Below are 24,288 nucleotides of genomic sequence, written 5' to 3'. Positions count from 1 at the left end.
TGCATAAAATTGATTGACTATTCAGTATTATGTATATTATATAAACAATTATGAATAAATAATTGATTTTTTCTACAGAGCATGTTAGAATAGGTTTTAAATTCTGTAATTTTCCGTTCAATTATTAGTATTCTTATATACTTTTAATTGAATCGTTCGTTCTAGAGGTAAAGACCTCACTTCCACAGGTGAGAGCTTCTTAACAGGTGTAGTAAGTAGTGTCTGTCCTCATTACCCAACACTAACTCATTGCTTAAGACGATTCACCCAAATTTGATTCCTCGTAACCTTATCCAATATGTTTTATAGATCATTCTAAATAGGAGGTGAACGGCTAGAAAGTGGGTACAACTGTGATCAAAATTAACTTTAATATACCATGTCCTACTTCAAAGCCGCTTGTATGAAAAACAACTGGAGCCCAAGCTTATTCGAAGATTATCAACACGCTGAGCATGATGCTTGTGGAATTGTATCAGCTATTGAAAAGGAAAAAATTCCCACAAAGGCAAATATCGACACATGTATCAATGCTCTCGTTACTATGAACCACCGTGCTGGATTTATTAACGGTGAAGGTGATGGTGTTGGGATTCATATAGATATTCCAAAAGCTCTTTGGGAAGAAAAGTTAACAAAATCAAATCAAGATCCACAACTCGCTAGTCGACATGATTTCATCGTAGGTCATCTTTTCATTACTAAATCTGATAACACGCAAAAAATAAAAGATAGCATTAAACGTCTCTTCCAAGAACATGAATTGACAATTGTATTTGAATCAGATCAAGTTACTTCATCTAATGCCTTAGGCCCTATCGCCTCACAACAAGATCCGATCTTTTGGCAAATAGCCTTATTACCAGAAGACGCAAATAATAACTTAGCTAATACTCTTTTTGACTTAACAGTTAACATTGAGCAAGATGAAAATGTTCATGTTGCATCATTAAGTAATTACCATGCTGTTTATAAAGTCATGGGTGCTGGAGATATTTTACCAAAATACTACGATGATTTAGCAAATCCATTAGTTGCGTCTACTATGACATTAGGTCATAACCGTTATTCAACGAATACACTGTCCAACTTTTTTAGAGTACAGCCTTTTAGTGTATTAGGACATAACGGAGAAATTAATACAATTGCTAAACTTCGTGATGAAGCAACAATGATTGGAGTTCCTTTAACGGATGGTGGGAGTGATTCACAAGATTTAAATCGTACAATAGAAACATTCATAGCTAGAGATGGCTATAGTTTGTTTGAGGCAGTTGATGTGCTATTTCCACCAATTATTAATGAAATAAAAACATTCCCTAACCATCTTCAAGATTTGTATACTTACATTCGAGAAGCTTGGGGCCATTTTGCTCAGGGGCCTGCGGGAATTATTTCTAGATATAATGACGAAGCTGTATTTAGTGTCGATTCACTAGGATTACGCCCATTATGGCAAGTAGAAACTGAAACTAGTTATCTTTTCGCTTCTGAACAAGGCATCATTCCTGCAAGTGAATTTGTTGCTGAACCGAAACCACTTTCTCCTGGTGAAAAAGTCGGCTTAAAATGGGGAGAAGACAATTATATAAAACTATATGAATATGATAAGTACCAAGAAGAGGTATACAATAGATTTAATAGTAGATGCGATATTATAAATTATAGAGAACGTTTAACTTATCCATCGTACGAAAAACAAGTAATGATTTCTAACGAAACTAAAGTTCATAACCGTCAATATGCTGCATTTGGTTGGGATAGAGAGCATATTCAACTGCTTGAACAAATGGCGGAAAAAGGTGCGGAGCCGATTCGTTCTCTAGGCCACGATGCACCTCTTGCAGCAATTAATAATTCTAGAAAAAATATTGCGGATTTTATTAAGGAAAGTGTCGCTGTTGTAACAAACCCAGCAATAGATCGCGATAGAGAAACTGAACATTTTTCAACTAGAACCATTGTCGGAAAAAGGCCATCTCTCTTTGATAACAGCGAGGATAGCTATGCAGTTGAACTTATATCTCCAATTCTTTTAGAAGGTGGTATTGGAAATGCATGTGCTAATGACTTAAGTCAACCTTCTTACGATCAGTTAGTGCAAACATTCAGCAATCATAAGCTTACCCACTTTCTACCAGCAGTTTACGAGGAACATGAAACGATTCCAACCGCGTTAAATCGTCTTGTAGAAGAAGCATGTGAAGCTGTAATTAATGGAAAATCTATCATAATTATCGATGATGCACAGGCACATAGTGACGGGAAGTTATGGATTGATCCTTTGCTCATTACTTCTGCAATTGATCAAGCTTTAGTTAAAAAACAATTACGACGACAATGTTCTATCCTATTACGCTCAGGGGCTATCCGATCATTACATGATATTATTGTTGCTTATGGACTTGGAGCTAATGTTATTAGTCCGTATTTATTATTCGCTACTGTTGCTGATGACACAACTATGAAAACCCAAAACCTATTTAATTCATTAAATAAAGGTTTAGAAAAGGTAATATCTACGATCGGCATACACGAGCTCCGTGGATATGGCAGGCTCTTCTCGGCGATTGGATTGCATGAAGAAGTGGCAAGTACATTAAACGTTGTAAACTTTTTCGGATCAAACGAATTGAAACATAATTTTGCATCTCTTAAAAATGATGCGATTACAAGAGCACAAGATTTTGAAAACGAAAGTGCGCGTCCAGGAAAAACTTTTCATTTGTTCCCACGTTTATGGAAAGCCATTAGTGATGTTGCAAAGACAGGTTCATATGATTTATATCGAGAAAAACTTTCGGAGCAAGAAGGAGCTAACCCAACGACAATACGTCATTTAACAGAATTGAAGCAGACGGAAAAACCAGTGCCTGCTGAAAAAGTTGACATTAGTGTAGCAAATCATGATCTACCATTTGTCATTGCATCAATGTCATTCGGATCACAAAATGAAATTGCATTTAGAGCATATGCCGAAGCAGCCAATCGTTTAAATATGGTTAGCCTTAATGGTGAGGGTGGAGAAATTAAAGATATGCTAGGAAAATACCCTCATACTCGTGGACAGCAAGTAGCATCTGGACGATTTGGAGTAAACGCTGAGCTGTTAAACTCATCAAATTTATTAGAAATTAAAATAGGTCAAGGCGCTAAGCCTGGTGAAGGTGGACATCTTCCTGGATCGAAAGTAACTGCCAAAATTGCAGAATCACGAAACGCAACGATTGGTTCTGATTTAATATCGCCGTCTAATAACCATGATATATATTCAATTGAAGATTTAGCTCAAATGATATCAGAACTGAAAACAGCTAATGACCAAGCAAAAGTTATAGTGAAAGTACCTGTCGTCCCTAATATCGGAACGATTGCAGTTGGCATAGCAAAAGCTGGGGCAGATATTATAACACTTAGCGGTTTTGATGGAGGTACAGGTGCTGCAAGAATACATGCTTTACAACACGTAGGTCTTCCTGTAGAAATTGGTGTAAAGGCCGCACATAACGCCTTGTTAGAAGCTGGTTTACGGAACAAGGTTGAACTTTGGGCTGACGGTGGTATAAAAAGCGCAAAAGACTGTTTGAAAATAATGCTACTCGGCGCAAACAGAATTGGTTTTGGAACCCTATCTATGATTGCGATTGGATGTACAACATGTAGAGGATGTCATCTAGATTCTTGTCACGTTGGAATTGCAACGCAAATCGAATCAGAAGCTCAGGCGAAAGAGCACGGACTCCGTAGGTTCGTTCCTAGACAATTTGATGCTGCAGTACAAGGACTTGAAAATTTATTTACCGCTTTTGGCAAAGAACTGAAAGCTCTAACCGCTTCATTAGGCATGACTAATTTGCAAGATATTGTAGGTAGATCTGATTTACTTGAACAGGTTCACGGGATTGATGCGATGGACTTATCACGCTTATTATCAACACTTGATGTTGAGCAATTTTCTTATCGAGATACACCGGTTGAAAAAGCAGAAAAGCAATTAGCTACAGCTGTAGGTGCAGAGTATTTAGATGACAAAGTAGAAGACTTACATCGTTCTCGTGAATTTACGACTGTAACGGCAGAACAACGCATTCTTGGAAGTCGCGTGTCATGTCACCGTGTACGTGGACGTCTCGATGGCTCATATGAACAACTTCCAGATGTAACATTAAAATATAAAAACGGATCCATCCCTGGGAATGGTTTAGGTGCTTACAACAGTAGTGGTATTAATATCCAAGTTGATGGTGGCGCACAGGACGGCATTGGAAAAACTTCCTTTGGTGGCAATATCTCAATCCTTAAATCTAAAGGAAAAGATGGACAATACTATAATGGTGCTGTTGGAAAAGGCTTCGGTTATGGAGCGCAAAAAGGCTTACTCATTGCCCAAGGTAATGCGGATGCTCGTGCAGGAATTCGTTTATCTGGTGCAGATATGATCATTGGCGGAAAAGTAACAACGCCTCTTCCAGATAAAGAACATGGCAACATAGGTGTTCATGCAAATATTAAAGGCTTTGCTTTTGAATATATGACTAACGGTCGCGGGCTCGTCTTAGGTGATCCAGGTCCTTGGATTTGTGCAGGTATGACCGGTGGAGTAGTTTATTTAAGACATCAGCCTGAAATGGGTCTTACGAAAGAAGCTATAATGAAAAGAATTGCAAAAGGTGCAAAAGTTTCTATAGAACCATTAAGTAGTAAAGGCATTGACGATGTCAAAGAGCTACTTAACAAATATATTGAAGCACTTAGTGAAACTGATCAGTCGGATGAAATAAAGGAATTAAATGGATTACTTGAAGATCTTGAAAACAACTTTTTACAATTGATTCCATCAAAAGAACAAGCTGACCCTTCTGTATCAACTGAATAATAAAATTATTTAGTTCCGAATTCAATAAGTAAAAACACAGAGTCTTCAAAAACAAATTTAAGCCCCGCCTTCTTGAGGTAAGGGGCTTACTTCTTTTTATAAAGCTGTTTTAGCATTGATTGTTGCTGTTCGTTCAAAGATATAAGCACGTAGTCAATTAACGTTAGTGGCATCTTTTCTATTTTTAGATTTATTGAGCATTCATAAAACTCGTCATATTTTCCATTTTTTAATAGAAATAGCAACAAAGTTTACCAAAAGAGCCTTTTATAAACCTTATAACATTTAAACATTTATTTCTTTTTATGTATTAAAGCTAAACTAAAAACCTTTTCTCATATTTAAGCCCCTGATCTCATACAATTTTTAACTACCTATTCTAATTATATTAATGTTCACCTTTACAAATAATTAAAATCGATTGACACATTCTATCTCTTGCCAATAAATCATAATCATTGTATAGTACATTATTAATTACATTTTGCTAGGCATAGTAAAAACAAGTATAGATTATTAGAAATCAGTTGTACGTTATTTTTTTACTTAGCCTAAATGAAAGGACATTTTAAAAAATGAAACTCGGTGCCCGAATGTTAAAAACGGGAATTGCAATAGCTCTTGCATTATTTTTGGCTCATATGTTGAACCTACCTTCCCCTGTGTTTGCTGGAATTTCAGCTGTTTTTGCAATACAGCCTTCAATATATCGGTCATATTTATCTATCATTGAACAAGCTCAAGCAAATATTATAGGGGCAATTTTTGCTGTGATCTTCGTACTGATTTTTGGTAACGATCCTTTTATTATTGGATTAACTGCCATTATCGTAATTGCTATTAATTTAAAGCTTAACCTAGAAAAAACAATTTCTATATCATTGGTAACAGTTATCGCTATTATGGCAAGTCCAACCGACAACTTTATTCAATTTTCATTCATACGATTTTCGACAATTATGCTTGGGATACTATCAGCTTTTTTCGTAAATTTAATTTTTTTACCACCTAAATATGAAACAAAGCTCTACTATAATATAGTTGAAAATACTGAAGAAATTATAAAATGGATCCGAATGAGTACAAGAAATGCTTCTGAACATGGGTTCTTAAAGAACGATATAAATAAACTAAAAGATAATATGATAAAACTTGATCAAATGTATTTATTATATAAAGAAGAAAGAATCTACTTGAGAAAACATAAATATGTAAAAACAAGGAAACTTGTACTATTTAGGCAAATGATTATCGTAACAAATCGGTCTCTTGACACATTAAAGCTATTACACCGACTAGAAAATGAATTACGCCATATGCCAAAAGAATTTCAATCTATGATTATATCTGAACTCGATTGCTTATTAGGCTTTCATGAACAGATTCTATTAAAATTCATCGGAAAAATAAAGAGTCAACCAACTGAGGATGCAAAAAAGGAAGCACACAACGGAAGATATTTTCTGTTACAATCATTTATTAAAGATTTCAATGCACAAAATATTAATGATCATTTAAATCATTATCAAGTGTTACCTTTAATTGGAGTAATTATTGATTATTATGAACAACTACTGCACCTCGATCATCTCATTGATAGTTTCCAACAATATCATAAGGACGAGAATGAATTTCAAATTGCTAATAAAGAGGATATGTAAGAACTGTGCAAAACAACTAGGGTGTATCGAAAGCATATACTAGTTGACCCGAAGATTGCCTTATAACCTTCTTTGGTACTATCATTATGACTGTGCCTTTAGTAATAATAAAAAACAGCTAACAAGTGCGGTTAGCTGTTTTTACGTTTTCATTTTTGGATCCAATGCATCTCGAAGACCATCGCCCATTAAATTGAACCCTAATACAGTAAGCATAATGGCAAGGCCTGGGAATATCATCGTCCATGGGGCTTGTATTAAATAATTTTTTGAATCTGCAAGCATTTTCCCCCATTCTGGTTCAGGAGGTTGTGCACCTAGCCCTAAAAACCCTAGTGCTGCTGCTTCAATAATTGCTGTGGCAACAGCAAGTGTTCCTTGAACGATAATTGGGGCCATACTATTTGGCAAAATATGATGTAATAGTATTCTTGAGTCACTCATGCCAATAGCCTTTGAAGCTACTATATACTCTTCCTGTTTTACACTAAGGACTTTAGATCGAATTAATCGGCCAAATATAGGTACATTGATGACAGCTATTGCAATTAATGCATTCCTAAGTGATGGACCTAATACAGCAACGATTCCAATCGCTAGTAGCATGCTTGGAAAAGCAAGCATAATGTCAAATAATCTTGATATAACAACATCAATCCAACGACCGTAGTATCCAGCGATAACACCTAGTAATGTTCCAACTACAACAGAGCCTAATACAGCAAAAAACCCTACTGTTAAAGAGATTCTAGCTCCAAAAATAATGCGTGAAAATATATCTCTACCAAAGTCATCGGTACCTAACCAATGGTCACTAGATGGTGGCTGTAAACGGTTAACAATATTTTGTTCAGCATAATCATACGGTGCGATGTAAGGTGCTACTAATGCCACAATAACAAAGAATAAAATGATAAACATACCAATTACCGCAAGTTTATTTTTCTTAAAGTTTTTCCATGCATCTCTCCATGGAGATGATACATCTTCTTTCGTATCTGTTTGTTTTAAAGGGGTTTTCTCCCTCGCAAGTTCCGCCATTTTCCCCTCCTGTTACTTTGTGTCATACTTAATGCGTGGATCTATAGCTGAATATAAGAGATCAATAATTAAATTAATCAGCACAAAGATAGTAGCAACAATTAACATTCCAGATTGAACAACAGGATAGTCACGAGCAAAAATTGCATCAACTATATATCTTCCGATACCTGGCCAGCTAAAAATCGTCTCTGTTAAAATGGCTCCACCTAATAATAGTCCAGTTTGTAAACCAATAATTGTTAAAACTGGGATAACAGCATTTTTCAAGGAATGTTTATAAACGACCCAAAACATTCGTACTCCCTTTGCTCGCGCTGTACGAACATAATCTGAGCGCATAACCTCCAGCATACTTGATCGTGTGATCCGAGCAATAATTGCCATCGGAATCGTTGCTAGTGCCAAGCTTGGCATAACAAGATGTTTAATAACATCTACAAATTGGTCAGTTCTACCTTGTAGTAACGTATCAACTATAAATAAGTGCGTTATAGGTTCAACTGGGTCACGAACTGATTCTCTCCCGGTTGTCGGTAACCATTCTAATTGCACTGCAAACACCCATTGCTCCATTAATCCAAGCCAAAATATTGGCATCGAAACGCCAATTAAGGCTAATAACATCGCAATATAGTCAAACCAAGAATTTTGAAACCAAGCACTAATAATTCCAGCATTAACACCAAGAATAATAGCAATAAGCATCGCAGCAAATGAAAGTTCAATTGTTGCTGCAAGATAAGGCCAGATTTCTTCATTAATCGGCTGACTCGTCGTAATTGATTCTCCCAAGTCACCAGTTAACAAATTACCCAAATAAGAAAAATATTGAATATACCAAGGTTGGTCTAAACCAAGCTTTATTGACAATGCTTCAATGGCTTCTTTTGAGGCAAGCTGACCTAACATAATTTGTGCAGGATCACCTGGAATTGCACGTAGCATTACAAAGACGATAAGCGACATACCTAACAGAACTGGTATGAGCATCAAGATACGGCGAATAGTATATGATAGCAATATGTTCACCTCTTTCTTACAAACTAATCAATACAACTTAACAAGCTCTTTTCATAAACTTTCATGCCAATGTATTCAACTAAGTGTTTAAATAAAGTTGTCCTCATTTGACAAATGACAAATTGCCGCAAATGCTAGTTTTGTACATGGTTATTACTGAATAAGAAAAACGCTAATAGATAAGAAAGGAGAGCTTTTACACTCTCCTTCCAAAAATTCGTTATTTAAAGTCAACCTTCGTTAGTTTATCAGATCCAGTTGGATGTGGTAAAAACCCAGTGATATTTGCTTTACCAGCTAACATTGGTTTAGAGTGAACGAGTGGAATCCAAGGTGCATCATCTTTAATAATTTCTTGAGCTTGTTTATATAAGTCATTACGAGTATCTTCATCAGCTGTCGTTTGTGCCTCTTTTAACAGCTCATTTACTTCAGCATTATTATAGTATGAATAGTTATTACCTCCGATGCTATCTCCACCTAATAATACATTTAAGAAGTTATCAGCATCTCCATTATCACCAGTCCAGCCTAATAAGAATGTATCAGCTTCACCATCACGAGCCTTATCTAAATATGTTCCCCAGTCAAATGTTACGATGTTAGCTGTTACTCCGATTTTTGCAAATTCAGCTTGTAAAACTTCTGCTACCTTTTGTCCTTCTGGCATATAAGGTCTTGGTACAGGCATTGCCCATAATTCCATTTCAAAGCCATCTGGATATCCTGCTTCTGCAAGTAATTCTTTCGCTTTGTCTAAATCGTAAGGATAATCTACAATGTCATCATTATATCCTGAAATACTAGGTGGCATTGGGTTTTTCGCTGGCTCTGCTTGGCCAGCATAAAAGGCTGTAATTAATGCTTCTTTATCAACAGCATGATTTAATGCTTGTCGAACCAGTTTCTCTTGTAATGGTCCTCTTGTACTCGTTAACCCTAAGTAACCAACGTTCATAGAAGGACGTTCAAACACTTGTAAATCTCCATTGCTTGCAGCTAAGTCCACATCTGAAGGATTTATTCCGTCCATTAAATCAATTTCACCGCTTTGTAACGCATTAAATCGTGCAGCATTATCTGGTATTGCCATGAATGTTACTTTATCTAATAATGGGTAGTTCGCTAACCAATAATCTGTATTTTTTTCAAGAACGATACGCTCATCACGCTTCCATTCTTTAAAGACAAATGGACCTGTACCTACAGGGTTTTCTGTAAAGTTATCACCAAACTCTTCAATTGCTGAAGGGCTAGCAATACTAAAAGGTGTCATTGCTAAGTTTTTCAAGAAAGGTGACTGTGGTACAGCTAATGTAAATTTCACTGTATATTCATCTTCAGCTACTACTTCACTAATAACATGACCTTCTTCACCTTTGAAGCCACCAAACATTGAGCCGTAGTAGTAGAATTCACCTTTGCTTCCATTTGCCCAGCGCTCAAAGTTATATACAACAGCATCAGCATTAAAATCAGTTCCATCATGGAATTTAACGCCTTGTTGTAACTTAAACGTATAAACTAAACCATCATCAGATATATCCCAATCTTCAGCTAATGAAGGGTTTATAGTTGTATCTTGATCACCATATTCTACTAACGTATCATAAATATTTTTAGCAACCTTCATAGACTCGCCATCTGTAACGATTGCAGGATCTAAGTCTACTGAGTCACCACCACGTCCGAAGACAAGCTCTTTTGGCTTTGCTTCCTCTTCAGGCTCAGTAGCTTCTTCTTCTGTTTGCTCTTGCTCTTGTTCTGTTTCTTCTACGCCTTCACTTGAGCTCGTATCTTCTGTTTTACCACAGGCAGCAACGACAAGTGACAGCATAAGTATAAATATGAATGTCATAAATAGATTTTTTCTCTTCATTTGCACACTTTTCCCCCTTGTAATAATTGTTATTTATCATCAATATTGCTTACTATTCAAATAAATGGCAAGCAACATAATGACCCTTTTCAACTTCCTTTAATTCAGGTCTTTTTGACTTACAAATATCCATGCATTCACTACACCTCGTGTGAAAAGCACACCCTTGAGGAGGATTTGATGGACTCGGTATATCGCCTGACAAAACCTCTGTTTCCATTTGAAAATCAGGGTCAGGTATTGGCACAGCAGATAGTAAAGCTTTCGTGTACGGGTGTAGCGTATTATTGTAAAGTTCTTCACTATCTGCTAACTCTACTAATCTACCTAAATACATTACACCAACACGATCGCTAATATGCCTAACAACACCTAAATCGTGAGCAATAAATAAATATGTTAAGTCAAACTCCTTTTGTAAATCTTCAAGAAGATTAAGTACTTGCGATTGAATAGATACATCAAGTGCAGATACTGGCTCATCAGCAATGATAAGCTTTGGTTTTGTCATTAGTGCTCTCGCAATACCAATTCTTTGACGTTGACCTCCACTAAATTGATGTGGATAGCGCTTCGCATGGTAGCTGCTTAGGCCAACGACTTCAAGCATTTCTAGTACTCTTTTTTTTCGTTCCTCTTTCGTTCCGATACCGTGAACAATCAGCGGCTCTTCTAGTATTTTTTCCACAGTATGACGTGGATTTAGCGATGCAAACGGATCTTGAAATACCATTTGCATATCACGCCTTATTTTTCTTAAGTCATTTTTTGAAAGACGAGTGATGTCCTTATTCTCAAAAAACACTTGGCCTTCAGTCGGTTCTAATAGTCTAAGTATCGTTCTACCTGTTGTCGATTTCCCACAACCACTTTCACCGACTAAGCCTAAGGTTTCGCCCTTCTTAACGTAAAAAGATACACCGTCAACAGCCTTCACTTCACCAATCTTTTTATTTAACACTCCTCCATTAATCGGAAAGTGTTTCGTTAATTCTTTAACTTGTAGTAACTGTTCTGTCATAACTGTCTACCTCCTTTTCATCATGTAAGAAGCAACGAACACGGTGCCCTATTTCATCTGATTGATAGAGTGGAGGTGTTTCTGTGAAGCAACGTTCCATTGCATGAGAGCATCGTTCAGCAAAGCGACACCCTTGGTTGATAGAGCCTGGTTTAGGAACATTGCCAGGTATTGAATAAAGACGTTCTGCTTTATGACGAATATCAGGAACAGATTTGATTAATCCAACTGTATATGGATGTTTAGGATTTTTGAAAATTGTTCTAACGTCGCCTTCTTCTACAATCTTACCTGCATACATGACAACAACTCGCTGACAAACTTCCGCTACCACGCCCAAGTCGTGGGTGATTAACATAACCGCAGTATTCATTTTTTTATTTAAATCTTTCATCAGTCTTAAAATTTGTGCTTGAATCGTAACATCAAGTGCAGTTGTAGGCTCATCAGCTATAAGAATTTTCGGATCACATAGCATGGCCATTGCTATCATAACCCGTTGCCTCATACCCCCAGATAACTGATAAGGATATTCATTGATTAATTCTTCAGCCCGTGGGAGGCCTACTAAATTTAATATTTCAACAGCACGCTGCCGTGCGTTTTTTTTATTTAAGTCAGTATGTATTCGTAATGCTTCAATTAATTGCTGCCCTATCGTGAATAGCGGATTAAGCGAGGTCATTGGCTCTTGAAAAATCATCGCTATATCATTCCCTCTAATATCACGCATTCTTTTTTCTGAAGACTTTGTTAAGTCTTCATCGTTATATAGTATCTCACCTGCAACTATTTTTCCTGGAGGTTTTGGAATCAACCCCATTATCGATAGAGAGGTAACACTTTTTCCACAGCCGGATTCACCAACTATTCCTAACATTTCTCCCTCTTGAAGGTAAAAATCTATGTCGTCAACTGCAGGAACTTCTCCACTATCAGTAAAAAAGGACGTTCTTAATCCTTTCACTTCGAGAATTGGACGTTTTCGCAAAAAAATACCCCTCTCAAAACATATTATTAATTCAAAATTATTATACTAGTTAAAATAAATATATGTATCATTATGCCATTCATTTTATATTATTACAATACTAAATTTTCCGAATTTTTCACTTTCATCTTCTCCTTTAACGAGATAAAGTTAAGAAGCATAATAATACTTTTTTGTCACTTTCACATTCTAAATTATCGAAGCGTATCCCTTACAACCCTTTCACCTTCTACAATCATCAATACCTTTAGTACTTTTTTCCTAAATGTGAATGATTAACCTATTATAAACAGGCACTGAAGTAGACAAAAAAACATAGAACAACGAGTGTCCTATGCCATTTCTTCTTGATTAAGCTGTTGTACTGTAAACAATTGATAATAGCTACCTTTTTTGTTCATCAGTTCATGATGAGTACCTACCTCAACAATTTGACCATGTTCAATAACAACTATTTTATCTGCATGAGTAATAGTCGACAAACGGTGAGCAACGATAAACGTCGTTCTTTCCTTCGCAAGTTGTTCTAACGCCTCTTGTATAAGGTGCTCACTCTCCAAATCTAATGCAGAAGTTGCCTCGTCTAAAACTAGTAGTGGCGGATTTTTTAGGAAGACACGTGCGATTGCAACTCTTTGCTTTTGTCCCCCTGACAGCTTAACTCCACGTTCACCTACTTTTGTATCATAACCTTCAGATAGATTTAAAATAAACTCGTGGGCATTTGCTGCTTTTGCTGCTGCAATCACCTCTTCATCAGTAGCATCTGGCTTCCCTAGTAATATATTCATTTTCACAGATTCACTAAATAAAATACTATCCTGCAATACCATCCCAATATGATTTCTTAATGAACGAACCTTGTAATCACGAATATCGACACCATCTAATTTAATTGAACCTGATGTTATATCATAAAAGCGTGGAAGTAGACTTACAAGAGTCGATTTTCCACCACCACTCATTCCTACAAAGGCAACCGTCTCACCTCTATTGACATGTAAAGATAATTGATTAATAACAGGAGCTTCACTTTCGCTATACTTAAAAGAGACAGAAGAAAAAGCTACTTCCCCTTTCACATCTTTACATTCAATTGCATCCTGACGGTCAGTAATATCGTATTTCTCATCCATAAACTCAAATACACGGTCCATTGAGGCAAATGCTTGAGTAAGAGTCGTTGATGAGTTAACTAATCTCCTTAACGGATTATACAAACGATCTATATACCCTACAAAGGCAATCATCGTACCGACTGAAAGACTTCCTTGAATGACTTCATAACCTGCATAGCTAATTACAATAAGTGGTGATATATCTGTAATTGTATTCACTATCGAAAATGCCTTTGCATTCCAACTTGTATGTTGCAATGCCTTTGTTAAAAAATGATTATTATGATGATCAAATTGCTTTTGTTCATAATCCTCAATAGCAAAACTTTTGATGACTGGCATTCCTTGAACACGTTCATGTAAATGTCCTTGTACTTGAGCCAATGCCTGTGAACGTTGTCGTGTTAATGAACGAAGACGTCCAAAAAAGAATTTGACAGATATCGCAAATAGTGGCAGTAAAATGATAGAAACAAGCGTTAGCTTCACATCCATTGTAAACATTATAATGATGGCTATGACAATGGTTCCCATATCTAGCCATAAATTCATTAAGCCGGTAATAACAAAGGATTTTGTTTGCTCCACATCATTAATCACTCGTGAAATTACTTCGCCAGCTCGAGTGTTCGCATAATATGAAAGCCCTAGTTTTTGCATATGTTGATAGAGGTTGCTACGTATATCAAATAATACTTTACTAGCTGTCCATTGGGCGAAATATTGACGAAAATATTCAACCGGGGGACGAACAAGTACAAAAATAATGAACATAATCCCCATAATCGTCATTAATTTTTCAGTTTTAGTGTCTGTTGTTAAATTTGGATTACCTATAACATCATCTATTACGTATTTTAATAACAGCGGAATAATTAAAGGTATAGAAAATTTAATAATGCCAATTAAAACCGTTCCTATTACATGCCATTTATACGGTTTGACAAACCGTAAATATCTCGTAATATTATTCAAATAAACACCTCAAAATGGTGAACTTGTCTAAGCTAAATAAAAATGATCAAGTGAAAGATTTACTCAACTTGACCTCACTAGCGTACATTTAATAAAGCTGTTCTATCGTATCAAGGAATAAATACAAATAATTCAAATATTCGTACATTTCTTATCTAAAAAGGATACCAACTGAAAAAATCATTTTTTGCTGTTCTCATTTAGTAATCACAACAACAAAGTTTACGTATAGAGGCATGATACAAATGAGAACCTATATGTAAGAATTATCCCCGAAATGTTAAAAAACGCTCATACCACATGTCTATAAAATCAGGCGAAAAAGGACCTTTTCTTTGTCGAATCCAATAAACTAATTGTTCAACATTCATTTTCAAAATGCGATCAATTACTTCAGGGTAGTTCATTTGATTGCGATGTTGCTCATATTCATCCTCATCTAAGAGTACATACGTCATATCTGGGAATACTTTTATATCCAGATCATAATCGATGTATTTTATAGCTTCCTTATCCCATACAAAAGGAGAGCTAATGTTGCAATAGAAATATACCCCATCTTCCCTTAGCATACCTATCACATTAAACCAATGTTTGGCGTGGAAGTAGCAAATTGCTGGTTCTCTCGTTATCCATGTTCGACCATCAGATTCAATAACCATCGTCCTATCATTTCCACCTATAACCAAGTTTTTCGTCCCTTTTAAAACTGTGGTTTCTTCCCAAATTCGATGAATATGTCCATCATGTTTGTAGCTATGTATTTGTATTTTGTCTCCTTCCATGGGAAAACCCATCTTTCTCCCCTACTTTCATTGGACGCTTTGGAAACTATTGAACCTATATTTGCTTCAAAATGTTACCAAAGAATTATTTCCTGTTTCTCTTATTATAACGGTTCAATTGAGAATTTAAAACAATTGAACTTAATAAAAGCTCTGATACTGTCAATTCCTCTCATAATAAGTCCAAATTTCTATGGATAGAAGCAGGGTTTCGTCAAGCTGAATTTCACATTGCCTTTTGTTTGAGATAGCAAATTAACCCATAGAAATAATTGAGCTTATAGAAATATGATTTATTTCGCCTTATATCGTGTTTTTTTTCACAAAACATTCTTTTTTGATATTACTGAAATTTTTAGAAAAACATGCTATTCAACAAGCCTATATTTAAAAAGGCACTTCTTATACGTGAATAAGAAGTGCCTGTTGGTGATTCTTAGTATTGTTGGTTATTTTGGTTATTTTGGTTTTTTTGGTTTTTTTGCGCTTCTGCTTGTTGATTTTGTTGTCTCACTTCTTGAGCATTAGTTTCACCCGCAAATTCTGTTCCGTACTGTCCAGCTTGCGCGTTTTGCTGCTTTACCTGTTGAATATTCGTTCCAGAAGCTGTTTTGTTAGGCTGTTGATTTTGGTTTTTTGCCACTATTAATCACCTCCACGACATATAATGTAACCAGAAGGTGAAAGGACTATCCAAAAAAAATGATATTTTTCATATTCTAAACGAGCAATGATCTTCCTCCATCAACTATAATCGTTTGGCCACGTATCATCTGCGCATCATCCGAAACTAAAAATAATACTGTTTTCACAATATCTTCTACTTCTACCATTCGACCAGCTGGTGTATGTTTACGGGCATCTTCCAACATGTCGTTTCTGTTAGGAAAATGCTTTAGCGCATCAGTGTCAACAGCACCCCCTGAAACTGCATTGACTACAATGTTTTTAGAAGATAATTCAACAGCTAAGTATCGTGTTAAAGCTTCTAAAGCAGCTTTCGATACTCCAACTGCTGTATAATTCTCCAAATATCTTATGGATCCTAATGAGCTAATGCTAACAATTTTCCCACCGCCATTTTTCTCCATCAGGTTGGCTGCTTGTTGAGCACAAAATAATAATGCTTTACTGTTGATATCCATTGTCCAATCCCAATGAGACTCTTTTAGCTCCATGACAGGACGTTGTACACCTGAAGCAGCATTATTTACGAAGATATCAAGCCTGCCAAATGTATCCTCAATAGCGCTGAACATGTCATTTATTTTTTCAATACTCCCTACATTAGCCTTTATAAGCAATGATTTTCTGCCTAGAGATTCTATCTCCTTTGCCACTTCGAGAGCAGCACTTTTGCTTCGGTTGTAATTAATTACAATATGATATCCTTTTTGGGCTAGCTCAAGTGCAATTGACTTTCCAATCCCTCTACTACTTCCTGTAACGAGTGCTACTTTATCTGTCAATTAAATCAAGCTCCTTTTCCTTTATTCACATGCTGATGAATATTTTATCACATCATTGATTCAGATGAACAACTTCTAAAATTCAGTATATATAATCATGAGAAAAGTAAAAATAACAATGGGAGAAATAACGCAAAAAAAAGGGGTGAATAAACATGTATTCAGGTCGTGATCTAACCGAGTTGTCAATGATGGCAAAAAACAAATGGAAAAACGAAGAGTTGTCTTTTTTTCATCATTCGCTACAGCAAATAACACCTTATTTAAATGTGGAAGGTCAAACAATCCATAGAGAGATTATTGAAGAGATCGAGTCAAGAGGAGGAGTATAACATTCTTAACCCTTAACTCGATTAGTAGAAGCTTATTTTACCAATTGAAATTGTTCATATATACGTTGATGTGAAACAGGAAAAGCGTATTTCTCCATTTCTTCATTTGTTACAATTTCACAATCTAGTTTATTATCGACATTTCCAATGATTTCTCCTTGATATACAGTAATATTCCATATAAGGTGTGTGAACACATGTTCAATAGTTGCTATTTGACTACCTATTTTACAATTCAACTTATACTCACTCTCAACAAAGGCTTTTATTTGTTCTTTTGCAGTCCCTAAGTCTGTAAACAGCTCACAATTTGGAAATTCCCATAAGTTAGCCAAAAGACCTGTTTTCGGTCGTTTATGAATCAATACTTTTCCATCATTCGTTGTTAACACAACCGCTACCATCGATTTACGTTTAGGTGGTTTCTTTTTGCTTTTAACTGGAAGGTCACCCTGTACACCTTCAGCCACTGCTCGACAATGCTCCCGAACTGGACATAATAAACAAGCTGGCTTACCGGGTACACAAATCAATGCACCAAGTTCCATTAAAGCTTGATTGAAGTGTGATGGATTCTCCTTTGAGATCAAATCTCTAATTATTTCTTCAAATAATTTTCTCGTACTAGTTTTAGCTATATCCTCCCAAATAGACAAAATTCTTGCTAATACCCGCATTACATTTCCATCTACTGCAGGTTCTGGTATACCATAGGCGATACTTAATATAGCACCTTTCGTATATGGGCCTATCCCCTTTAGCTTTGATATCTCTTCAGGGTTATTCGGAACGACACCATTATATTTCTCGTTCACTTCTTTTACCGCAGTATGTAAGTTACGTACACGTGAATAATAGCCTAGTCCTTCCCAAGCTTTTAACACTTCATCTTCATTTGCTTCTGCCAGCACTTCAATCGTAGGAAACTTATCAATAAAGCGTTGAAAATATGGGATTACAGTGTCGACTCTCGTTTGTTGTAACATGATTTCCGATACCCATACTTTATAAGGGTTTTGATCTTCTCTCCAAGGTAACTGACGCTGTTCCTTATCAAACCAATGAAGTAGATCATCTTGAAATTGTTCAATGTTAAAGTTTTCTAAAATATTGTCATAATATTTCACGATATACCTCCTAGATGTTACACTAAAGATGAAATTGATACCTAGCTAACAATAGCCCAACTGTGTATATTTTTTAACCCACCATCGACAAACTTTTCAAATTGACCAAAAATAGAATGATTTTTTTGCTTACGAACTTTTCGAAGTGCAAAATAATGAGATCTTGTAGGAAGATAAAATGATTCAATATAACCGCTAGAAGTTCTATACCATTCAATCTTTGCTGCTTCAAATTCTGTTAGAAAGAATAACACATCCTCCATAACTTGTTCATATTGATAAATATGGAGATCATTTATAGGATACTCAACAAACATCTTTAAGCTTTCTTCCATTAAAAAAACCCCTTTAGAAATCTTGTTATTTGGTTACATTAAATAAGAATAGAGCAAAACCAATATGTTTGTATTGACATGTTCTTCTGTTCCCCAGAAACGTTCAAATGCCATATAATATTCCATTAAGGAGGATCAAGATTGGATACTGGAACACATATAGTTATGGGAATTGCTATCGGTGGTTTAGCAACACTTGATCCGATAGCAGGAGCTGATTCAATAACTGCACAAGGCATCATGATAGGAGCTATTGTTGGCTCACTTGCACCCGATCTAGATACAATATTGAAATTTAACAATGCAAAATACATTCGAAATCACCGAGGCATTACACATTCTATTCCTGCGGTATTACTATGGCCTTTGTTAATCACTTTCGTTTTACATTTTATATTTCCTAGTGGGAATGCGCTACATATATGGATTTGGACATTTCTAGCTGTAATCCTCCATGTTTTTGTCGACATTTTTAATGCTTATGGGACACAAGCTCTGCGACCTTTTACAAAAAAATGGGTTGCTCTAGGAGTAATAAATACCTTCGACCCTTTTATATTCATTATGCATATTCTTGGTATTTTCGTATGGAAGCTAGGAGCCTATCCAGGTTATACTTTTTTGACAATGTATATGATAATTGCTATCTACTATGTGATACGACTGATTAAACAGCGACAAATTACTAAATCGATTTTAAAACATCATAAAGATGTCGAAAGTATAACAATATCTCCCACATTTAAATTTAATCAATGGCATTTGGCTATAGCTACAAAAAATAACTTTTATGTAGCAAGAGCTATGGATGATGATATTATTTTACATGATAAATATGAAAAGCATCCTGTTCCTAATTCACCGATCATTGATGCTGCCAAAAAAGATGAAAACTTGTCAGCATTTTTATCATTCTCACCTATTTATCGTTGGGTAATCAATGAATTTGATGATTATTACGAAGTAAAATTTATTGATTTACGATATCGTAGCAAAGGACATTACCCATTCGTCGCAGTTGTTCAACTTGATTTAGACTTAAATATAATCAGTTCATATACAGGGTGGGTATTTAGTGATCAAAAGCTTAGAAAAAAATTAAACATGATGACATACTAAGCTAGAACTTCTAAAAGGGTCAGACTTCACACTTTTCAAAAAAGTTGTCACGTCTGACCCTTCCCCAAGCTGTTGTAAAAATTGGTAAAAAAAAAGAAAACCGTCTATTATTTGTTTATCCACAAATTTTCATTTCTACACATACATATGCCCCGTGTATCTCCTCATACTAATAATGTGTTCCTGAACACATCTACACTTAGGAGGCGGAGAGATTTGGTAAGAAATAAAACGACAGGGTTTCCCAATCAAAACAACCAAAAGTTCGAAGGAGAACCACGTGCGAAAGCTGAATATGCATCTAAACGAGCAAATGGAACGATTAATACTCACCCTCAGGAAAGAATGAGGGCTTCAGGTCAAAGGCAAAACTCTTATTAAATAAGTATTACTTTTCCTTAACCTTGGAGGTGTAATAGTGGCTAAGCATACTAAAAAACGTTTTTTTGATAACCGTTATTCTAATCCGTATCAACAGCCAGGTGCTAACCCTAAACATGCTCACGCTCAAGTGAATGGTGAAACACAGCAAGCACAAAACTTAATCATATTAGAAAATCAAACGAGAAAACGCAGTTAAAAATTGTATGTAAAGACAAAATAAGAGAGGGGTATACCCTCTCTTATTTTGTATCCTTTACTTTTTCCCCTAGCATTGAAATGGGAATACCTTCCTCACTATCTTCTTGACCAGTTCGATTCCCCCAAGCGAATATGCCATTTATATATTTCACTACAAAATGAACCCCTACATCGCCTTCTAATTCATACACTTCATCAGGCAAAAAATCTTCAGGATTTAATAAATAAGCCTTTGCTATAACAGCTTTTCGCTCTAGTACGGCAAATTCATTAACCATGCCAAGTTGTTCTGCTTTACGCGCTTTTTCTAAAAGGTGTCCAATTTCACTCTTTAGTTCAAACTCAGACATTTCACTAAAACGTTTCTCACCCATGTGTAGCTACACTCCGTTATCGTATTAATGAACTTATTTATGAGAAATGATAATCAGGTGAAGTTGTGTCCCCCACCTGATTTCCCATCTATTCATATTTATTAATGACTTTGATCAAATTTATGGCGATTGTTATCTTATGAAAGGAAAACTGAAGCCACGCATACTACTTGTAATCGTGTTACTCCTTTGTACAGAATACAACAATCACTGCGATAATAACCTATTAATAGTATAATGCATTATTTACAAGATACAAAGCATGATTTAAACAATAAATGAAATAATTAAACCTATTATACCTGCTGTTATTGCATAATATAACATCGGTATAATCGTAAAACGGATAATTTGACCCTCTTTACCTAAGAGCCCTACAACAGATGCAGCAGCAACAACATTCAGTACACAAACCATGTTACCTGCATTTGCCCCTAATACTTGTTGTGATAATACTAATTGATTACTTACACCAATTTGATCAGCAACACTAAATTGGAATAACGAGAACATCATATTACTAAACGTAGCACTACCAGATATAAATGAACCTAGTGCTCCAATAATTGGCGCAACAAGAGGCCAAGCATTACCAACAGCATTTGAAACCATTAGAGCTAACTCCATTGGCATACTTAATAAATCTGCACTATTTTCCCCTGAGTTTATAAAAATCCGAACCATCGGTAGAGCTGTACCTAATGCGATTGCACTTCCTACTAGCGTTTTTGCAGAAGTAACAAAGGATTGTTTAACTGCTGTTGCTGACATACGGTGCAGAAACACTGTTATTAATACGACTACGAGAAACACAGTTCCTGGTAGATATAACGGCTCGAAAGAATTACTTATATTTGTGCCAAGAATATTACCCATACCAACCTTTACTGAACGGAGCATATCTTTAAATGGCAGCACATCAATACGTGTAAGAACGAGTAACAAGGCTACTAACAAATAAGGAATCCATGCCATTAGTATAGAAAGTGATTGTTTACCTTCACCTTCTGTCTTTATATGTTCATTAATTTCATGCTGCTGTTCATTATCACCAAAATCCCAATGATTTGTTGGTAAAAGGAAACCTTTTTTAGCGGCAGGAATAACGATAGCTAGACCAACAAGTCCACCGATAATTGATGGGAACTCCGGCCCAAGGAAGGTAGCCACGATAAAGGCAGGCACAGTAAAGCTTAATCCTGCAAACAAAGCAAATTTCCATACTTGTAAGCCTTCCTTCCAAGAACGGTTTTCACCGAAAAAGCGCGTTAAAATGACAACGAGTATTAAAGGAATAAATGTACCAATAAGAATGTCCATTGAAACAGCTTGTTTAGCAACATTTTGTAAATATACTCCTAATGAATCAGTACCAAGTGATTCGACCACTTGAGGTGCGACTGAGGAACCTTGCTGAAGACCTTGATTAACTCCAACAATCACTGGTGTGCCAACTGCACCAAACGATACAGCACTACTATCTGCAATGAGTGCTAAAACAACTGCGGCTAAAGGAGGAAAACCTAATGCAACTAGTAGAGGTGCACCAATGGCAGCAGGCGTTCCAAAGCCAGCAGCTCCTTCAATAAACGAACCAAATAACCATGCTATAATAATGACTTGTACACGTCTGTCTTGTGTAATTCCTAAAAATCCATTCCGAATTGAATCCATTGCACCACTATTTGTTAACGTATTAAGCAATAGAATTGCACCGAATACAATCCACAAAATTGAAATGGTTATAATCCAACCTTCAATTGTCGCAGCTGCAACTTGAACAAATGGCATCTTCCAAAAAAGCAACGCCATAATGCCTGTTAGAACTAAACTAATCGGCATAGCCTTTGTTGCAGGTAGCCTTAAAATGACTAAGAAAATAAAAACTGCTAATATAGGGGATGAAGCCGTAATAATTTCTAAAAAATTCATATCGATCACCTTTTTCATTTATTAAGAAAGCTGTTTCCTCATCGATTGTCGTTTTTAAGTACTACGAGGAGAAAAAACATGAACACTGTTCTTTAAATCAAGTCATCCATATATGACTACTTCTTGACGGTTCAAATTAAGTAACTAAGTTTACGAAAAGAGCCATTAAGAAAAGTACATACTTCCAAACAATACTTAAACAAGCCTACATTCTCTGTAGGCAAAGGTAAAAAATTGTAACGTTTGATCATAAGAGTATGAAGCAAATGGGATAGTGCTTTTTATTTTAGATGGCAGTAAGTGCCCGAAGCAATAACTACTACAAAGTTTGATCACCTAATCTAAACACACAGATCATTATACTCGAACTATGTGCTAGATTTCACAATCTTTTATGGCTTATTTGTGAACGTATTTGATTATAGTTTATGTAAAGCGTTTTCGCGATAAAAAGCACTCATTTTACTTAAACGATTCACTAAGTAAATTTCATTAAAAGGATATTTTCACAATATTTATTAGTTTAAGCATAGTTGTGGTAAAATATCAATAAAATTTTGAACCATAATCATTTTTAAACGCATAAGGAGAATTCAACATGACAGAAACAATCTTAATTACTGGAGCAGGTTCCGGCTTAGGGCAAGAACTTGCCGTCCAATACAGTAAAAGTGGCAAGAATATTATCTTAGCTGGCCGATCACTAGATAAGCTTTACAAAGTTCAATCTATGATTAATGAAGCTGGCGGACGTGCCTTTGTATACAAAATGGATATACGTAAGGCTAATGAAATTGAATTACAAATTCCTAACCTATTAAAAGAATATAATGTGTCAATGCTTATTAACAACGCCGGCATAGGTTACTTCGGTAGCTTACCAGACCTAACATATTCGAATATTAATGATATGATTGAAACAAATGTAACTGGAACTATCAATTTAACAAAGGCATGCTTACCTTCTCTTTTATCATTACCTGAAGCCAAAGTTATGAACATTATATCCACCGCTGGTTTGCGAGGGAAGGTGAACGAATCTGCATATGTAGCTAGTAAGTTCGCTATTAGAGGTTTCACAGAAAGTTTAATTAAAGAATTAGAACATACTTCTGTATCATTGACAGCTGTATATATGGGTGGTATGGATACACCATTTTGGGAAGAATCCGACCATATAAAGGATAAAAATCGCCTTCGGTCACCTTCAGAAGTTGCACAAAAAATCATTGAACTAGACGACGGCCGTCCAGAAATTATCATAGAGTGATAAGAAAAGTTGAGCGACCTCAATTCAACTCTACCTAACACCAGCCCCGGCTTTTGGTAGCAGTGGAATTTCATCATCCATATTTCGGGTAAAATTTTCAAATATAGTCAATTCACTATATTTGCGGGTCAATTACTCGTTATACGTGTCAAATCACCGTATTTACGGGTCAAATATGCGATTAGCATTGGAGTCCAAGACTATGAATGCGTTTTCTAGCCTTGAAATGATGAAGTGACCTCGAGGGGATTGGCGCTGGAGCTGGATAATATAAAAGCGGCAGCGCCTCGTTCATCCCCGACAAGCACTGGAAGCATTTCATTAGAAGGCGTATTTTGCCTTCAGATGAAATGGTGAAGTGACCTCGAGCGGATAGGC

At 35.9% G+C, this 24,288-nt stretch carries 20 protein-coding genes; 7 read left to right on the top strand and 13 right to left on the bottom strand.

Annotation, left to right across the window (positions count from 1 at the left end; all coding sequences use genetic code 11):
* The first annotated feature begins 403 nt into the window (after positions 1-403).
* Together ACSVDA_RS13515 and ACSVDA_RS13510 are read left to right on the top strand one after the other, a co-directional pair.
* Complete coding sequence (locus tag ACSVDA_RS13515) at positions 404-4,876, top strand: glutamate synthase-related protein (protein WP_485883925.1); 4,473 nt, start codon at positions 404-406, stop codon at positions 4,874-4,876.
* A 575-nt stretch (positions 4,877-5,451) separates the two neighbouring features.
* On the top strand, positions 5,452-6,537 hold the full coding sequence (locus ACSVDA_RS13510; RefSeq protein WP_320210817.1) for an FUSC family protein: 1,086 nt from the start codon (positions 5,452-5,454) through the stop codon (positions 6,535-6,537).
* A 141-nt stretch (positions 6,538-6,678) separates the two neighbouring features.
* On the opposite strand, the gene nikC is transcribed toward ACSVDA_RS13510, so the two are convergent.
* The 9 genes from nikC to fabL form a co-directional block, all read right to left on the bottom strand.
* On the bottom strand, positions 6,679-7,578 hold the full coding sequence (nikC, locus tag ACSVDA_RS13505; protein WP_485883923.1) for a nickel transporter permease: 900 nt from the start codon (positions 7,576-7,578) through the stop codon (positions 6,679-6,681).
* A 12-nt stretch (positions 7,579-7,590) separates the two neighbouring features.
* Positions 7,591-8,601, bottom strand: coding sequence for an ABC transporter permease (locus tag ACSVDA_RS13500; RefSeq protein ID WP_320210819.1), 1,011 nt, complete (start codon positions 8,599-8,601; stop codon positions 7,591-7,593).
* Between the two features lie 220 nt (positions 8,602-8,821).
* The gene (locus ACSVDA_RS13495; protein ID WP_485883952.1) at positions 8,822-10,480 is read right to left on the bottom strand and encodes an ABC transporter substrate-binding protein; all 1,659 of its coding nucleotides are present in this window, start codon (positions 10,478-10,480) and stop codon (positions 8,822-8,824) included.
* A 52-nt stretch (positions 10,481-10,532) separates the two neighbouring features.
* Positions 10,533-11,501 carry an ABC transporter ATP-binding protein gene (locus tag ACSVDA_RS13490; RefSeq protein ID WP_485883921.1) on the bottom strand — a complete coding sequence of 323 codons (969 nt, stop codon included), beginning with the start codon at positions 11,499-11,501 and terminating at the stop codon, positions 10,533-10,535.
* Positions 11,476-12,492: an ABC transporter ATP-binding protein gene (locus tag ACSVDA_RS13485; protein WP_485883920.1), complete on the bottom strand. Its 1,017-nt coding sequence runs from the start codon at positions 12,490-12,492 to the stop codon at positions 11,476-11,478. Before ACSVDA_RS13485 ends, ACSVDA_RS13490 begins: the two co-directional genes overlap by 26 nt.
* 332 nt (positions 12,493-12,824) lie before the next feature.
* Entirely contained in the window at positions 12,825-14,585 is a 1,761-nt protein-coding gene (locus tag ACSVDA_RS13480) for an ABC transporter ATP-binding protein (protein WP_485883918.1), read from the bottom strand.
* A 266-nt stretch (positions 14,586-14,851) separates the two neighbouring features.
* Entirely contained in the window at positions 14,852-15,382 is a 531-nt protein-coding gene (gene ntdP, locus ACSVDA_RS13475) for a nucleoside tri-diphosphate phosphatase (RefSeq protein WP_485883916.1), read from the bottom strand.
* A gap of 424 nt (positions 15,383-15,806) precedes the next feature.
* Positions 15,807-16,013 (bottom strand): gamma-type small acid-soluble spore protein, encoded by a 207-nt coding sequence (locus ACSVDA_RS13470; RefSeq protein WP_485883914.1) that lies wholly within the window; start codon positions 16,011-16,013, stop codon positions 15,807-15,809.
* Positions 16,014-16,089: 76 nt separating this feature from the next.
* Positions 16,090-16,839, bottom strand: a complete 750-nt coding sequence (gene fabL, locus ACSVDA_RS13465; protein WP_485883912.1) for an enoyl-[acyl-carrier-protein] reductase FabL — start codon at positions 16,837-16,839, stop codon at positions 16,090-16,092.
* 155 nt (positions 16,840-16,994) lie between these two features.
* Between fabL and ACSVDA_RS13460 the strand changes: the two genes are divergently transcribed.
* The gene (locus ACSVDA_RS13460) at positions 16,995-17,171 is read left to right on the top strand and encodes a hypothetical protein (RefSeq protein WP_320210825.1); all 177 of its coding nucleotides are present in this window, start codon (positions 16,995-16,997) and stop codon (positions 17,169-17,171) included.
* Between the two features lie 32 nt (positions 17,172-17,203).
* On the opposite strand, the gene mutY is transcribed toward ACSVDA_RS13460, so the two are convergent.
* Both mutY and ACSVDA_RS13450 read right to left on the bottom strand, forming a co-directional pair.
* Positions 17,204-18,298 (bottom strand): A/G-specific adenine glycosylase, encoded by a 1,095-nt coding sequence (mutY, locus tag ACSVDA_RS13455; protein ID WP_485883910.1) that lies wholly within the window; start codon positions 18,296-18,298, stop codon positions 17,204-17,206.
* A 41-nt stretch (positions 18,299-18,339) separates the two neighbouring features.
* Complete coding sequence (locus ACSVDA_RS13450) at positions 18,340-18,633, bottom strand: hypothetical protein (RefSeq protein ID WP_485883908.1); 294 nt, start codon at positions 18,631-18,633, stop codon at positions 18,340-18,342.
* A 141-nt stretch (positions 18,634-18,774) separates the two neighbouring features.
* On the opposite strand from ACSVDA_RS13450, the gene ACSVDA_RS13445 reads away from it, so the two are divergent.
* The 3 genes from ACSVDA_RS13445 to ACSVDA_RS13435 all read left to right on the top strand — a co-directional run bounded on the left by ACSVDA_RS13445 (position 18,775) and on the right by ACSVDA_RS13435 (position 20,332).
* A complete protein-coding gene (locus tag ACSVDA_RS13445) occupies positions 18,775-19,752 on the top strand; it encodes a metal-dependent hydrolase (RefSeq protein ID WP_485883907.1) in 978 nt (325 codons plus the stop codon).
* A 216-nt stretch (positions 19,753-19,968) separates the two neighbouring features.
* Positions 19,969-20,133, top strand: a complete 165-nt coding sequence (locus tag ACSVDA_RS13440) for a small, acid-soluble spore protein K (RefSeq protein WP_214480493.1) — start codon at positions 19,969-19,971, stop codon at positions 20,131-20,133.
* Between the two features lie 37 nt (positions 20,134-20,170).
* A complete protein-coding gene (locus tag ACSVDA_RS13435; RefSeq protein WP_214480494.1) occupies positions 20,171-20,332 on the top strand; it encodes a YpzG family protein in 162 nt (53 codons plus the stop codon).
* Between the two features lie 43 nt (positions 20,333-20,375).
* Here ACSVDA_RS13435 and ACSVDA_RS13430 read toward each other — a convergent pair whose 3' ends face one another.
* Both ACSVDA_RS13430 and ACSVDA_RS13425 read right to left on the bottom strand, forming a co-directional pair.
* A complete protein-coding gene (locus tag ACSVDA_RS13430; RefSeq protein WP_485883904.1) occupies positions 20,376-20,708 on the bottom strand; it encodes a YfhH family protein in 333 nt (110 codons plus the stop codon).
* 267 nt (positions 20,709-20,975) lie between these two features.
* Positions 20,976-22,640, bottom strand: a complete 1,665-nt coding sequence (locus tag ACSVDA_RS13425) for an L-lactate permease (RefSeq protein WP_485883950.1) — start codon at positions 22,638-22,640, stop codon at positions 20,976-20,978.
* Between the two features lie 598 nt (positions 22,641-23,238).
* On the opposite strand from ACSVDA_RS13425, the gene ACSVDA_RS13420 reads away from it, so the two are divergent.
* Positions 23,239-23,910, top strand: coding sequence for an SDR family NAD(P)-dependent oxidoreductase (locus ACSVDA_RS13420; RefSeq protein WP_485883902.1), 672 nt, complete (start codon positions 23,239-23,241; stop codon positions 23,908-23,910).
* Positions 23,911-24,288: the final 378 nt, after the last annotated feature.

It is taken from the genome of Cytobacillus sp. Hm23, assembly GCF_051842895.1.
In the GTDB taxonomy this organism is placed as follows: Bacteria; Bacillota; Bacilli; order Bacillales; family SM2101; genus Nanhaiella.
This window is presented reverse-complemented; position numbering and strand designations above follow the sequence as displayed.

Coding starts and splice junctions, on each gene's coding strand:
- ACSVDA_RS13460 (WP_320210825.1), top strand. CDS start 16,995: ATGTATTCAGGTCGTGATCTAACCGAGTTGTCAATGATGGCAAAAAAC.
- ntdP (WP_485883916.1), bottom strand. CDS start 15,382: ATGGGTTTTCCCATGGAAGGAGACAAAATACAAATACATAGCTACAAA.
- ACSVDA_RS13450 (WP_485883908.1), bottom strand. CDS start 18,633: ATGGAAGAAAGCTTAAAGATGTTTGTTGAGTATCCTATAAATGATCTC.
- ACSVDA_RS13425 (WP_485883950.1), bottom strand. CDS start 22,640: ATGAATTTTTTAGAAATTATTACGGCTTCATCCCCTATATTAGCAGTT.
- nikC (WP_485883923.1), bottom strand. CDS start 7,578: ATGGCGGAACTTGCGAGGGAGAAAACCCCTTTAAAACAAACAGATACG.
- ACSVDA_RS13430 (WP_485883904.1), bottom strand. CDS start 20,708: ATGGGTGAGAAACGTTTTAGTGAAATGTCTGAGTTTGAACTAAAGAGT.
- ACSVDA_RS13420 (WP_485883902.1), top strand. CDS start 23,239: ATGACAGAAACAATCTTAATTACTGGAGCAGGTTCCGGCTTAGGGCAA.
- ACSVDA_RS13510 (WP_320210817.1), top strand. CDS start 5,452: ATGAAACTCGGTGCCCGAATGTTAAAAACGGGAATTGCAATAGCTCTT.
- ACSVDA_RS13490 (WP_485883921.1), bottom strand. CDS start 11,501: ATGACAGAACAGTTACTACAAGTTAAAGAATTAACGAAACACTTTCCG.
- ACSVDA_RS13515 (WP_485883925.1), top strand. CDS start 404: ATGAAAAACAACTGGAGCCCAAGCTTATTCGAAGATTATCAACACGCT.
- ACSVDA_RS13495 (WP_485883952.1), bottom strand. CDS start 10,480: ATGAAGAGAAAAAATCTATTTATGACATTCATATTTATACTTATGCTG.